The following is an 11638-nucleotide window of genomic DNA, read 5'->3' as shown; positions in this document are numbered from 1 at the left end:
GAGGCGAGGTCGCATCTCTCATCCAGATCAGCGGCGCCTGTCCCTTATCCCAAAAGACGCCGAAACGCCGACGGATCGCGCCCTAACCTTAGGGCTGGTGGCTGGTGGTGACGTAGTTCTTGTCTGAATAGTGGATGCCAAAAGAGATAAAGCAACGCTGCGAAAGATGCGCGTGCAGCGTTGCTTCCAGATCGGCGAGCAAGGCCTTGGTAAACCCCGCGTCGCGGTGGGGCTTTGTCAGCATCGATATATCCAGCAACAGGTGCGTGTGGTGATAAATCTCCGTGGGATATCCACGTCCCTTGCACTCGCCCGCGCTGGCGTCGTGGCGCAGGATAACCTGCTCGATTTCTCTCAAGAGAGCCACCGCGTCGATCTTGAGATTATCAGAGTACTTCAGTTCCGCGTGGGGCATGGCGTGGGTCCTTGGATTTAGCTGGCTCAGTCTTTGCGATGAACCGCACGGAAATCAAGCCACCAGCACCGGGATATGGTTGGTCCGGCAGATGGCTGGGCCATGATTGCCGCCAATGCGCTGAAACTGCCGCGCAAGACGTTCTATGACACGCGGAACAAGAACCGGCTCATGGCCTGAGGGTTTTCTGTTGCGCTTACGCCTCGGCCAACCCCTCCAAATACTCGGTCGAGAAGTCGATTTTGAGCTCGACCCAAAGCGGCAGATGATCGCTTGCGCGGAAGGTGCGCCAATCGTCGAGGTAGTAAGTCTTGAGCTCTGCATCATCGCCAAGCGCCTGTGTCCATTTTGCGATGTTGGCAACGGCTGTCTGAATGTCCTCTTCGGCCTTGTTGCGTGTCTTGTCGGTGCGGGCGCGGGCTTTGCGGCGTTCGGCGGCGGCTTTTTCCGACTTGAGGCGGGTAATCTTGGCTCTGACGGATTTGATGACCTCGCTGCGGTAGTCGGCAAAGTCATCCTCGCGGTAGATGCTGTCGAAGAACTGGAAAACGCCATGGCTGTCGGCGTTGGCAAGCTGCACGCGGTCCTGTTTTGATTTGAATGAAATCTGATCGTAAAAGCGGGTCTGGCTCTTGTTGGATCCTTTGCGGTTGCGGAAGACGGTAAAGCCTTCTTCCTTGAGGGCTTCATCTCCATCACTGCCTGGAAACTTGATGTTGAAGTCTCCAACCAGCAGGTGGCTGCCCAGATCCTTGCGGTTGATGTCTCGGTCGGCGCGCTTGGACAAAAACTGGGCGACTTTGCGGATTTCTTTGACCCGGCGTTTGTACTTTGGGCCGGAATCACTGCCAAAGTAGATATGCACGGTGGTAAAGACGAACTTGAACCAGCCACTTTGAAAGGCACACATAAAAGGCGTGCGCGAGAACTGGCGGCGTTTTGCGTCGTCGCCGTCGCCGTCGATGATCTGCATGCGGTCGGGCAGAACCAACTCACCCGCAACACCACGGAATGAGACCTTGTCGGTGTCATAGATAAAGGCCATGCGCTCCCTGTTACCGCCTGGACCTTCGGTGACGTCAGAGACAATGTAGCTGTAGTTGCGCCCAAGAACGCGCATGACACGGTCAAGCGGGGTAAGATCCTCGCAGATCTCCTGCAGGGCCACCACGTCAAAGCGCGAAATGATCTCGGCGATATAGTAATTGTCTTCCTGCGTGCGGAAGCCATGTACAAAACGGTTGTCGTCAAAGTTGCGCAGATTCCAGGTCCCGAGCATCAGTGTGTCTGTGACCGTGCGGGAGGGTAATTCCTGATCCAATTGGCGGCGCAGGCGCGAGAGGCCGTTCAGAGTACGGTTGCGCATGGTGTCTGGCATGCGTCTGATCGGTGGGTAATAGGGCATAAAAAAGGCTCCGGGACAAAGATATTGTGCAAGTAACGGGCATCATATCACATTTTTACGCAACTATAGAGGGTGTTCTGGAAGGGCCGTTTGGCTGGATTGTGCGCAGTCTCGCGAATTCTGGCTGTGCGGGTTTCCACACAGGGCAGGTTTCGGCCTGTGCGGGAAATCGCACAGTATTGCTATGACTGAATGTTTGGGTTGATGAGGATTTCTTATAATGCTCTGAAAACAATATGAAATGTCCGTGCCATTTGTGAATGCCAAACAAAGTCTTGAGCGGATTTCTGCTTGGCTTCACAGTTTTGTCAATGCCCCGAGGAGCGAGGGGTGTAACCGCAAGACTGTATGAAACACCGGAAGAAAACTGGGGAGGAGACCCAATGAAATATCTGACAACAGCTGCCACCGCACTGGCCCTGACCGTCACCGCAGGCACCGCCGCATTCGCAGGCTGTGACGAAGGCGAGATCGTCGTCAAGTTCAGCCACGTGACCAACACCGACAAGCACCCCAAGGGCATCGCTGCCTCGCTGCTCGAGCAGCGCGTCAATGACGAGATGAACGGCACCATGTGCATGGAGGTCTTCCCGAACTCGACCCTCTACAATGACAACAAGGTTCTTGAGGCCATGTTGCAGGGCGACGTTCAGCTGGCCGCACCTTCGCTGTCGAAATTTGAGAAGTTCACCAAGCAATTCCGCATCTTTGACCTGCCCTTCATGTTCAAGGACGTGAACGCGGTGGATGCCTTCCAGGCGTCGGACGCCGGTCAGGGTCTTCTTGACTCGATGCAGCGCCGCGGCCTGCAGGGTCTGGCCTATTGGCACAATGGCATGAAGCAGATGTCGGCCAACGTGCCGCTGGTTTCGCCGTCTGACGCCAACGGCCTGAAGTTCCGCGTTCAGTCGTCGGACGTTCTGGTTGCGCAAATGGAAGCCATCGGTGGTTCGCCCCAGAAAATGGCCTTTTCGGAAGTCTACGGCGCGCTGCAGCAGGGTGTTGTGGACGGTCAGGAAAACACCTGGTCGAACATCTACGGCAAGAAGTTCTTTGAAGTTCAGGACGGCGTGACCGAAACCAACCACGGCATCATCGACTATCTGGTTGTGACGAGCGTGGACTGGCTCGACAGCCTTGATCCGGCCGTGCGTGACCAGTTCCTGACCATCCTTGGCGAAGTCACCGCGACCCGCAACGCCGAGTCGACCGCCGTGAACAACGCCGCCAAGGACTCGATCGTGGCCGCAGGTGGCACCATCCGCCAGCTGACCGCTGAGCAACGTCAAGACTGGGTCGATACCATGCGCCCGGTCTGGGACAAGTTCTCGGATGACGTAGGCCAGGAAAACATCGACGCCGCACAAGCGATCAACGCGTCCATGTAATCGCGAGATGTGCCCACCACGTGTGGGCGCATCCGACTATGGGCGGGCCACAGTGTCCGCCCCTTTTTAAACGCACCGCGTCAGACATCGGCACCAAGACCGATGCGGGCAGTGCTCAACCCAAAAAATCGGGGACGTGGGGACATGCATCACAAGCATAGTTTCGTGGACCGGATCGAGGAGACGCTGATCGCGATCCTCCTTGGGCTGATGACAGTGATCACTTTCGCCAATGTCATCGCCCGGTTCGGTTTTAACTCAAACATACTCTGGGCGCTGGAACTGACGGTGTTCCTGTTCGGCTGGCTGGTTCTGCTGGGCGCGTCCTATGCGGTGAAGAAACACAGCCATCTCGGGGTGGATGCCATCATCAACATGGTCCCCGCCGGCGTGGCCCGCACGATGGGGCTGATCGCGGTGGCCTGCTGTCTGTTGTTCTCGGTCTTTATGGTCAAGGGCGCCTATGACTACTGGGCGGTCTTTGCCGACCTGCCGCCCACAACGGGGCGCTGGTTCCCGACCGGCTTTGCCGACAAGTTCCGCTCGCAATCCTTCTACGAAGTGCAGGACGTGCCGATGATCGGCCTGTTCCGCTTCCTCGAAGACCTCATCAACTACGGCGATGAGTACGAGAAACTGCCCAAGGTGGTGCCCTATCTCGTGTTGCCCGTGTCGATGATCCTGCTTTTATTCCGGTTCGGTCAGGCTGCCATGCAGATCTATCGCGGCGACACCGACCGTCTGGTCGCCAGCCACGAGGTCGAGGATGAGATCGAAGAAGTGAAAGCACTGCAAGGGGAGCATGACTGATGGAAGTCGTCCTATTATTCGCGATGGTGATCGGCCTGTTGCTGATCGGTGTGCCCATTGCCGTGTCACTGGGTCTGTCGTCGATCCTGTTCCTGTTGTTCTTCTCGGATGCCACGCTGGCCTCGGTTGCGGGCACGTTGTTCGAAGCCTTTGAAGGGCACTTTACCCTGCTGGCGATCCCGTTCTTCATCCTCGCGTCGTCCTTCATGACCACGGGCGGTGTGGCACAGCGGATCATCCGCTTTTCCATCGCCTGTGTGGGTCACCTGCCGGGTGGTCTGGCGATTGCGGGCGTCTTTGCCTGCATGATGTTCGCCGCTCTGTCGGGCTCGTCACCTGCGACCGTGGTCGCCATCGGCTCTATCGTGATCGCCGGGATGCGCCAGGTCGGCTATACCAAGGAGTTCGCCGCAGGCGTGATCTGTAACGCCGGGACGCTGGGCATCCTGATCCCGCCGTCAATCGTCATGGTGGTCTATGCCGCCGCGGTGGAGGTCTCGGTCGGCCGGATGTTCCTGGCCGGTGTCATTCCGGGCCTCATGGCCGGGTTCATGCTGATGGTCACGATCTACGTCATGGCCAAGGTCAAGAACCTGCCCAAGGGCGAATGGCGCGGCTGGGGAGAGATTGCCCAGTCCGGGGCCGAGGCCGGTTGGGGCCTGTTCCTGATCGTCATCATTCTGGGCGGGATCTATGGGGGCATCTTCACCCCGACCGAAGCCGCTGCGGTGGCCGCTGTCTATGCCTTCCTGATTGCCTCCTTCATCTACAAGGACATGGGGCCACTCGCGGACCGTGGCAACGGCAAGAGCAGCCTGTTCAAAAAGCCCTATGCGCTGATCACGGCCATGTTCCACCCCGACACCAAACACACGCTGTTTGAGGCCGGGAAGCTGACCGTGACGCTGTTGTTCGTGATCGCCAACGCGCTGATCCTGAAACATGTTCTGACCGAGCAGCAGGTGCCGCAGCATATCGCAGGTGCCATGCTGTCGGCGGGCTTTGGGCCGGTGATGTTCCTGATCGTGGTGAACGTGATCCTCTTGATCGGCGGTCAGTTCATGGAGCCCTCGGGCCTCTTGGTGATCGTCGCGCCGCTGGTGTTCCCGATTGCCATGGAACTGGGCATCGACCCGATCCATCTGGGGATCATCATGGTGGTCAATATGGAGATCGGAATGATCACGCCGCCTGTGGGTCTCAACCTCTTTGTGACCTCGGGCGTGGCAGGCATGCCGATGATGAGCGTCGTCCGTGCCGCCCTGCCGTTCCTGGCCGTGCTGTTCGTCTTCCTGATCATGGTCACCTACATCCCATGGATTTCGACCTTCCTGCCCAACACCTTCATGGGGCCGGAGATCATAACGAACTAGCGGTTCTTCGAGAATGACGTGAAACGGCCCCTGCGAAAGTTGGGGCCGTTTTCGTTTGGGTTGGTTCTGGGGGACAACCTCCCAAGGCGCGCGGTCCATGCACCCTCGCAGAGTTCGTCTGGCAATGATAAAGCTTCGGGGGCAGGTGTCTTTGTTGAAGGGGCACGCGACCCGAAAGGTCTGACATGCTTGAACTTCTCTACTACATCCTGGTGGGCAGCTTTCTGGCCCATGAGCTGGACGCGGTGCGGCGGCACGAATGGCGGATATTGCCTCTTACAAGTTTCCTGCCGGATCGCACAGGCGCGCAGGTGTTCATCTGGGCGCATATTCCATTGATGGCGCTTCTCTTGTGGGGTGGGGATGGAAATTCGGCCAACGGTGTGCGGCTCGGGATTGCCGTCTTTGCCATTGTTCACGTTGGCCTGCATGTTCTGTTCCGGCGTCACCCGGACAATGAGTTCAACACTGCCGCGTCCTGGGCGCTTATCCTGCTAACCGGATTGCTTGGCTTGCTCTATCTGATCGCGGCGCTTGGATAGGGAGATTGGGGGCGCTGCCCCTCTGGACGCCCCTTGGGCGCCCATTCACCCCGGAGTATTTTGGGCAAGATGAAGGTCAGGCCGCATCCAGTGCCGAGATGATCGCGCCGAAATCCGCGGCTTTCAGGCTCGCACCGCCCACCAGAGCGCCGTCGACGTTGGGGACGGCGAAGATCTCGGTGGCGTTGTCGGGTTTGACCGAACCGCCATAGAGTAGACGGATCGCATCGCCGATATCGTCCCCAAAGCGGCCAATCAGGGCGCCGCGTAGGAAGTTGTGGACCTCTTCGATCTGCTCCATCGAAGGGATCAGGCCGGTGCCGATAGCCCAGATGGGTTCATAGGCGATGACGGTGTTCTCGCCGGTCGCGCCGTCGGGCAGAGAGCCTGCAAGCTGTGCGCCGATGACGTCGATGGTCTCGCCCGCTTCGCGTTGTTCCAGGCTTTCGCCTAGGCAAACAACCGCGGTGAGGCCAGCCGCCCATGCGGCAGAGGTTTTGGCAGCGATGTCGGCGTCGGATTCGCCATGGTCTGTGCGGCGCTCGGAATGGCCGGTGATGACATGAGTGGCGCCTGCGTCTGCCAGCATGGGTGCGGCGGTGTCGCCGGTATGTGCGCCGGAGGTGTTGGCGTGGCAATCCTGGCCACCGATGGCGAGCGCGGTGCCCGAGGCGGCGTTAGCGGCGCGCGAGATCAGCGTTGCAGGAGGGCAGATCAGCAGGTCGGTCTGGGTGGTCTCGGTCGCGGCAATGGTGCGCAGTTCGTCCAGAGCGCCCGACGTGCCGTTCATCTTCCAATTGCCTGCTGCCAGCTTGCGTCGCATGTGCCGTCCCTTACCCAATTTCGTCGCACTGTTTTGTGCCCAGACGCGGCGGGCGTCAAGGTGACAATCATGCACAAGCAGGGGGTGCCGGATTAACTCAGGTTCGGAATGCCGTCTTCGCGCTTGGCCGCCAGCGTTTCGACATCGTCGAACTTGATCGACTCGCCGCAGCCGCAGGCCTCGGTCACGTTGGGGTTGTTGAACTTGAACCCGGATTCCAAGAGCGACACTTCATAGTCAATCTCAGTGCCAAACAGGAACATCTGCGCCATCGGCGCAATCATCACCACGGCACCGTCCTGTTCGACCATCTCGTCATGGGGGTCGGTCTCGGTGACATAGTCCATGGTGTATTCCATACCCGCACAGCCGCCTTTCTTGACGCCGATGCGCAGGCCGGAGTGGCCCTCTTTCGCCATCAGCTTGGCAATCTGCTTTGCCGCCCTGGGGGTGATGGACACGGCCTGTTTGCCGGGAATACCGAACATGTGACTTTCCTCGCGGGTTTCATGTGACAAAATAGGTCAGGATTGTCTCCGCATCAAGGTGGCCCCGCCGAAATTTCCGCCGGGACCTTTCACGTTTTGGTGCGGTTATGATGCGTCGGGCATCATGCAGTTGGCGTAATAGGTCACGGTCGCGGGCCAGTCCGAAAAGATACCCTCGATGCCGACATCCTGCGCCAGAACATGCAAGAGCTCAAAGTACATCGCATCGGTGTTGGTCACATCGCCAATGGTCTGAAAGTACCAGCCGCCGCCGTTCGCCAAGGGGCCTGAGCGTTCCAGCGTCCATGTGATGAGCTTCAGACCGGCCTTTTGGGCCTCTTTTGAGTAGGCCGAGGGGACGATTTTGCCATCCTCAAGCGTCACCAGCATCCACATCGGCGGGGCGATGTAGTTGACGCCTTTGGCGTGTAGCTCGGCGAAGTCATGCGGGAAGGTTTCAGGGTTGTTCGAGTCAAAGCCGTCGATGTTGTACGAGTCATCGAGAAAGACAGCCTGTTTGCCGAAGTCTGGTTCGTTTTCAATCCAGTAAAGCACGTCGTTCAGGTTGAATGACTGCGCCCAGACATCCGAAGCCGGGATGCTGGCGGCCTTGTATTCGTCGATCAGCTTTTGGGCATAATCGGCCTGGGTAAAGCCGTCAAAGGGCATCTCGACCGAGGGTGATTTCAGTTCAGGCGTGAACTTGGCACCGAGGTCCTTGAACAGCGCAATCGACTCGGCATGTGTCATCAGCGTGCCCTTGGTGGCATAAAGGTCCGTGCGCCAGCCCGCGGTGCCGTTCATGTAGCCCTCGACCGTGGTGGCCGAATTGTCGGCGGCGTCCATCTTGCCATTCAGTGTGCGGAATTCGGCCAGGGTGATGTCCGAAGCCCGGCACTCGGCGCTGGCCTTGGCCTCGCCGCTGGCGGGCGAAAACCCGGTGGTGCATTTTTGCGCCAGATCGGTGCCCAGAATGTTGGTGGTGGTGTGCAGGTCGTTCTGGGCGTGACGGCAGACCAGCTGCTTGTCCTTGGTAAAGGTCACGTCGCATTCCAGAATGCCCGCGCCCATGCGCACGGCGGCGCGGTTCGATTCGACCGTATGTTCGGGGAACATCAGCGGCGCACCACGGTGACCGATGGAAAAGGGATGCGGCTTCATCGCCATGCCTTCGCAGGCTTGCAGGCGCTGCTTCAGCGCGCTGTCTTGCATCTGGTCGATCAGGTAATAGGGACGCGGACCCAGGTCGACGTCAGCTGCCAGTGCAGGCAGCGGTGAGATGGCCAATGCGGCCAGAAATGCGGTGCGCAACATGCGAACACTCCCGTTGGTTCAGATGTCGGGGGTGTCGCGCGTGGATGTAACGCGGCCTTGGCAGCCGCGTGACAGAACGGTGATGGTTGCGTGATGCTTTTACATAAAGCCCAGTTCAAGACGGGCTTCGTCCGACATCATTTCCATGCCCCAGGGCGGGGACCAGACCAGTTCCACATCGACATTGCGCATGCCGGGAACGCCGCTGACGGCCTCTTGGACCCAGCCGGGCATTTCGCCGGCCACCGGGCAGCCGGGGGCGGTCAGGGTCATGATGATATTGGCGTCGTTCTCTTCCGACAGGGTGATCGTGTAGATCAGGCCCAGATCATAGATGTTCACCGGAATCTCCGGGTCAAACACGCTGCGGCACGCCTCAACTGCGCCTTCGTGCAACGGGTGGTCCGTGCTCGACGGGGCGATCAGCGGTGCGCCTTCTACGGGGTCTGGGGCCTGAGTCATGGTCCGTGTCCTGTCTTAATCCTGAGCGAACATATAGGGTTTAGTCACTGCAAGGTCCAGAGGCCCTGTGCAACCTTTGTCGCGCTGCGTCGATTTCAGTCGTTGATATCGTGGTGAAAGGTTTTGACCTGTCCCTTGGGCAGGGCGAAAAACCGCCTCAGCAACAGCCACGTCACCAGCGACAGGGCGGCGAACAGCAGCAACAGCACCGGCACCGACAACAGCGCCGCAGGCCCAAGCAGCATCAGGCCGACAATGGCCGCAGCCACGGCAAATCCGAGAAACACGAACCCCGGCGCCAGCACTTCGAGAATGGCGAGGACAAGCGCCCCCGCCAGCCAGACCCACCACGTGGTCATCAGGTCGGTCATTTTGCACCGCCTTTCAGCATCTTGAAGGCATCGCCAAAGGCTTCGAGCGCCTGTGCGGGCACCAGAATGGTTTGCTGGCCTTCGCCGCCGCCCAGATTGTTCAGCGCTTCGACCTGTTTCAGGGCAACCTGATACTGCGCCGCTTCGATGCCGTTCTCCTTGATAGCCTTGGCCACGACCTCGGTGGCATAGGCCTCGGCCTCGGCCTCGATGCGGCGGGCCTTGGCGATCTGCTCGGCGGCATAAAGCTCGGCGTCGGCGTTCAGCTCGACCGATCGTTTCGAGCCTTCGGCCTCGGTCACCTGTGCGCGACGTGCGCGTTCGGCGTTGAGCTGCTGCAGCATGGCTTCGCGGGTGGCGGCGTCAAGGTTGACGTCAAGGATCTCGGATCGCGTCACCTCGATCCCCCAGTCGTCCACTGCGTCTTCGACCGAGGCCTTGATCGCCGATGTCAGCTGCGCGCGGTTCGATTGCACCTCGTCCAGTTCCATCTTGCCGATCTCGGCGCGCACGATCCCGGCCACGGTTGTGGCGATGGCGGCATCCACGTCGCGGATACGATACACGGTCTTTTCGGGTTGGGTGATGCGGTAGAACACCGAGGTGTCCACCTGCAACAACACGTTGTCCGAGGTGATGGCATCCTGGCTCATCGTTGGCAACTGACGCTCAAGAACGGATATCTTGTGGCGCGCAACATCCAGAAATGGCACGATAAAGTTGATACCGGGCCCCAGCACCGCATGCAGGCGGCCAAAGCGCTCGATAACGAATTTTTCAGATTGCGGCACGATCTTCACACCCTTGAGGACAACGATGATCAGAAAGAACGCCCCCAGGAGCAGCACCAGGTTGGCGGACAAAAGGTCTAGGATAAGGTCTTCGGACATATGTTACTCTCCACTGTGGTATACTATAGTATACAAATGGGGGTTGAATCGGCCATTTTCAAGACAGGTATGTCGCGAAATGGCTTGGCTGTCTTGTGAATTCTGACATCTGACCCCTGAGTGTTGCCGGATCAGGGGCCTTGGATTTCGCCGCGCCGGGTCCGCAACAGGTTCAGATATTCGTGAACTCCGGCACCCAGCACATAGAGCACCGCGATACACGCAAAGGCAAGCGTCGGCCCACCCTGGACCAACAGGGCCAAAAGGATCGGCGTGCCAAGGAGATTGCCGATATTGCCCATCTGAGCCAGCGCGCCATTGGCCAGTGCGCGGGTTTCGAGCGAGCCGTTCAGCTGCGGAACAGCGGCAAACGTCGCCCCCTGGACCAGCCCCAGCACGGCAAACAGCGTGATCGCGACCACGCCTACCGGAACGCCCAGCGGCAAAAGACCCAGAACCAGCACCGACAGACCAAACCCTATAGAGACGACACGCACAGCCGCGATCCGGGTCAACAGAAGCGGTACGCAGATGAGCGACACGGCGATGCTGGCCAGTGGCATCGCGCCCACAATGGCGGCGCGCGTCTCATCCGGAAACAGCGGTGGCAACAGGGTCAGCAATGACACGAAGGTCAGCGTGTAGAACACCCACCCGAGCGACGCGGCGGATATGTGGGGTGACCGATAGGATTGACCGTGTTGCCGCAGGATAGACCGCAGAGAAACCGAGGGACGCCCCCCGTCCTGTGCCGAGACGTCCTTTAAAAGCAGCAGCAGGCCGACGGCCAGCGCGGCCATGACCCCGGCGTGCAGCAGGAACAACGCCCCAAGGCCAGAGACCTGCACCAGCGGCAAGCCCAGCCAGACGGTCAGGGCAAAGCTGACGCCGAAAAACGTGCTCCACAGCGACAGCGCTGCGCCGCGAATGCGCTCGGGGCTGATCTGGGCGATCAGGGTCGGGGCGGCCACGACGATGCCAAGGTGCGACAGCCCCTCGATCACCCGTGACAGCATCATGACCGGCAACGCAGGCAGCGTGGCCTGCCACAGCGAACAGCCAGCCCCCAGCACCAGCGCGGCGACAAGGATGCGCAGACTGCCGATTTGCCCGGCGAGGGTGCCGGCCACCATGCCCAACGCTGCACCAAGCGCGCTGATCAGGGTCAAAAGCCACCCGATCGACGTGCCCGCCTGCGGGTAGATGGCCTGCACGAGGTCAAAGGGTACGGCGATCTTTGAAAACTGCGCCGCGGCGGTCAGCCCCGCCAGCCAGAGCAGAAAGATGGCAACAAGTGACAGGGGATAAGACAGGCGCATGGCCCAAGCGTTAGCCGAGAATTCGGGGCAAGACCACG

The 11638-nt window shown here is 59.6% G+C and carries 13 protein-coding genes; 4 read left to right on the top strand and 9 right to left on the bottom strand.

The window, feature by feature from the left end; translation table 11 throughout:
- Window positions 1-88: 88 nt before the first annotated feature.
- Entirely contained in the window at window positions 89-415 is a 327-nt protein-coding gene (locus EK369_RS03920; RefSeq protein ID WP_127112349.1) for a hypothetical protein, read from the bottom strand.
- A gap of 196 nt (window positions 416-611) precedes the next feature.
- Complete coding sequence (locus EK369_RS03915; RefSeq protein WP_127112348.1) at window positions 612-1820, bottom strand: endonuclease/exonuclease/phosphatase family protein; 1209 nt, start codon at window positions 1818-1820, stop codon at window positions 612-614.
- Between the two features lie 383 nt (window positions 1821-2203).
- Between EK369_RS03915 and EK369_RS03910 the strand changes: the two genes are divergently transcribed.
- From EK369_RS03910 to EK369_RS03895, 4 genes are all read left to right on the top strand, one after another.
- Window positions 2204-3208: a DctP family TRAP transporter solute-binding subunit gene (locus tag EK369_RS03910; protein WP_127112347.1), complete on the top strand. Its 1005-nt coding sequence runs from the start codon at window positions 2204-2206 to the stop codon at window positions 3206-3208.
- Between the two features lie 144 nt (window positions 3209-3352).
- The gene (locus EK369_RS03905) at window positions 3353-4018 is read left to right on the top strand and encodes a TRAP transporter small permease (RefSeq protein WP_127112346.1); all 666 of its coding nucleotides are present in this window, start codon (window positions 3353-3355) and stop codon (window positions 4016-4018) included.
- Window positions 4018-5391: a TRAP transporter large permease gene (locus EK369_RS03900; protein WP_127112345.1), complete on the top strand. Its 1374-nt coding sequence runs from the start codon at window positions 4018-4020 to the stop codon at window positions 5389-5391. The genes EK369_RS03905 and EK369_RS03900 overlap by 1 nt, the downstream gene beginning before the upstream one ends.
- A gap of 185 nt (window positions 5392-5576) precedes the next feature.
- Window positions 5577-5933 carry a DUF6713 family protein gene (locus tag EK369_RS03895; RefSeq protein ID WP_127112344.1) on the top strand — a complete coding sequence of 119 codons (357 nt, stop codon included), beginning with the start codon at window positions 5577-5579 and terminating at the stop codon, window positions 5931-5933.
- A gap of 76 nt (window positions 5934-6009) precedes the next feature.
- Here EK369_RS03895 and tpiA read toward each other — a convergent pair whose 3' ends face one another.
- The 7 genes from tpiA to EK369_RS03860 all read right to left on the bottom strand — a co-directional run bounded on the left by tpiA (window position 6010) and on the right by EK369_RS03860 (window position 11600).
- Window positions 6010-6756 (bottom strand): triose-phosphate isomerase, encoded by a 747-nt coding sequence (tpiA, locus tag EK369_RS03890; RefSeq protein WP_127112343.1) that lies wholly within the window; start codon window positions 6754-6756, stop codon window positions 6010-6012.
- A 92-nt stretch (window positions 6757-6848) separates the two neighbouring features.
- Window positions 6849-7244 (bottom strand): HesB/IscA family protein, encoded by a 396-nt coding sequence (locus EK369_RS03885; RefSeq protein WP_127112342.1) that lies wholly within the window; start codon window positions 7242-7244, stop codon window positions 6849-6851.
- A gap of 105 nt (window positions 7245-7349) precedes the next feature.
- A complete protein-coding gene (locus EK369_RS03880) occupies window positions 7350-8558 on the bottom strand; it encodes a glycerophosphodiester phosphodiesterase family protein (protein ID WP_127112341.1) in 1209 nt (402 codons plus the stop codon).
- A 99-nt stretch (window positions 8559-8657) separates the two neighbouring features.
- Window positions 8658-9020: a DUF59 domain-containing protein gene (locus EK369_RS03875; RefSeq protein ID WP_127112340.1), complete on the bottom strand. Its 363-nt coding sequence runs from the start codon at window positions 9018-9020 to the stop codon at window positions 8658-8660.
- Between the two features lie 95 nt (window positions 9021-9115).
- Window positions 9116-9391 (bottom strand): NfeD family protein, encoded by a 276-nt coding sequence (locus EK369_RS03870; protein WP_127112339.1) that lies wholly within the window; start codon window positions 9389-9391, stop codon window positions 9116-9118.
- A complete protein-coding gene (locus tag EK369_RS03865; protein ID WP_127112338.1) occupies window positions 9388-10281 on the bottom strand; it encodes an SPFH domain-containing protein in 894 nt (297 codons plus the stop codon). The genes EK369_RS03870 and EK369_RS03865 overlap by 4 nt, the downstream gene beginning before the upstream one ends.
- Window positions 10282-10412: 131 nt before the next feature.
- Window positions 10413-11600: an MFS transporter gene (locus tag EK369_RS03860; RefSeq protein WP_127112337.1), complete on the bottom strand. Its 1188-nt coding sequence runs from the start codon at window positions 11598-11600 to the stop codon at window positions 10413-10415.
- Window positions 11601-11638 lie beyond the last annotated feature (38 nt).

This window comes from Shimia sediminis, from assembly GCF_003990645.1.
GTDB lineage: Bacteria > Pseudomonadota > Alphaproteobacteria > Rhodobacterales > Rhodobacteraceae > Shimia > Shimia sediminis.
This window is presented reverse-complemented; position numbering and strand designations above follow the sequence as displayed.

Excerpts from the sequence above, each read along its gene's own strand:
- EK369_RS03860 (WP_127112337.1), bottom strand. The coding sequence starts at position 11,600 with ATGCGCCTGTCTTATCCCCTGTCACTTGTTGCCATCTTTCTGCTCTGG.
- EK369_RS03905 (WP_127112346.1), top strand. The coding sequence starts at position 3,353 with ATGCATCACAAGCATAGTTTCGTGGACCGGATCGAGGAGACGCTGATC.
- EK369_RS03875 (WP_127112340.1), bottom strand. The coding sequence starts at position 9,020 with ATGACTCAGGCCCCAGACCCCGTAGAAGGCGCACCGCTGATCGCCCCG.
- EK369_RS03880 (WP_127112341.1), bottom strand. The coding sequence starts at position 8,558 with ATGTTGCGCACCGCATTTCTGGCCGCATTGGCCATCTCACCGCTGCCT.
- tpiA (WP_127112343.1), bottom strand. The coding sequence starts at position 6,756 with ATGCGACGCAAGCTGGCAGCAGGCAATTGGAAGATGAACGGCACGTCG.
- EK369_RS03900 (WP_127112345.1), top strand. The coding sequence starts at position 4,018 with ATGGAAGTCGTCCTATTATTCGCGATGGTGATCGGCCTGTTGCTGATC.
- EK369_RS03870 (WP_127112339.1), bottom strand. The coding sequence starts at position 9,391 with ATGACCGACCTGATGACCACGTGGTGGGTCTGGCTGGCGGGGGCGCTT.
- EK369_RS03895 (WP_127112344.1), top strand. The coding sequence starts at position 5,577 with ATGCTTGAACTTCTCTACTACATCCTGGTGGGCAGCTTTCTGGCCCAT.
- EK369_RS03920 (WP_127112349.1), bottom strand. The coding sequence starts at position 415 with ATGCCCCACGCGGAACTGAAGTACTCTGATAATCTCAAGATCGACGCG.
- EK369_RS03885 (WP_127112342.1), bottom strand. The coding sequence starts at position 7,244 with ATGTTCGGTATTCCCGGCAAACAGGCCGTGTCCATCACCCCCAGGGCG.
- EK369_RS03865 (WP_127112338.1), bottom strand. The coding sequence starts at position 10,281 with ATGTCCGAAGACCTTATCCTAGACCTTTTGTCCGCCAACCTGGTGCTG.
- EK369_RS03910 (WP_127112347.1), top strand. The coding sequence starts at position 2,204 with ATGAAATATCTGACAACAGCTGCCACCGCACTGGCCCTGACCGTCACC.
- EK369_RS03915 (WP_127112348.1), bottom strand. The coding sequence starts at position 1,820 with ATGCCCTATTACCCACCGATCAGACGCATGCCAGACACCATGCGCAAC.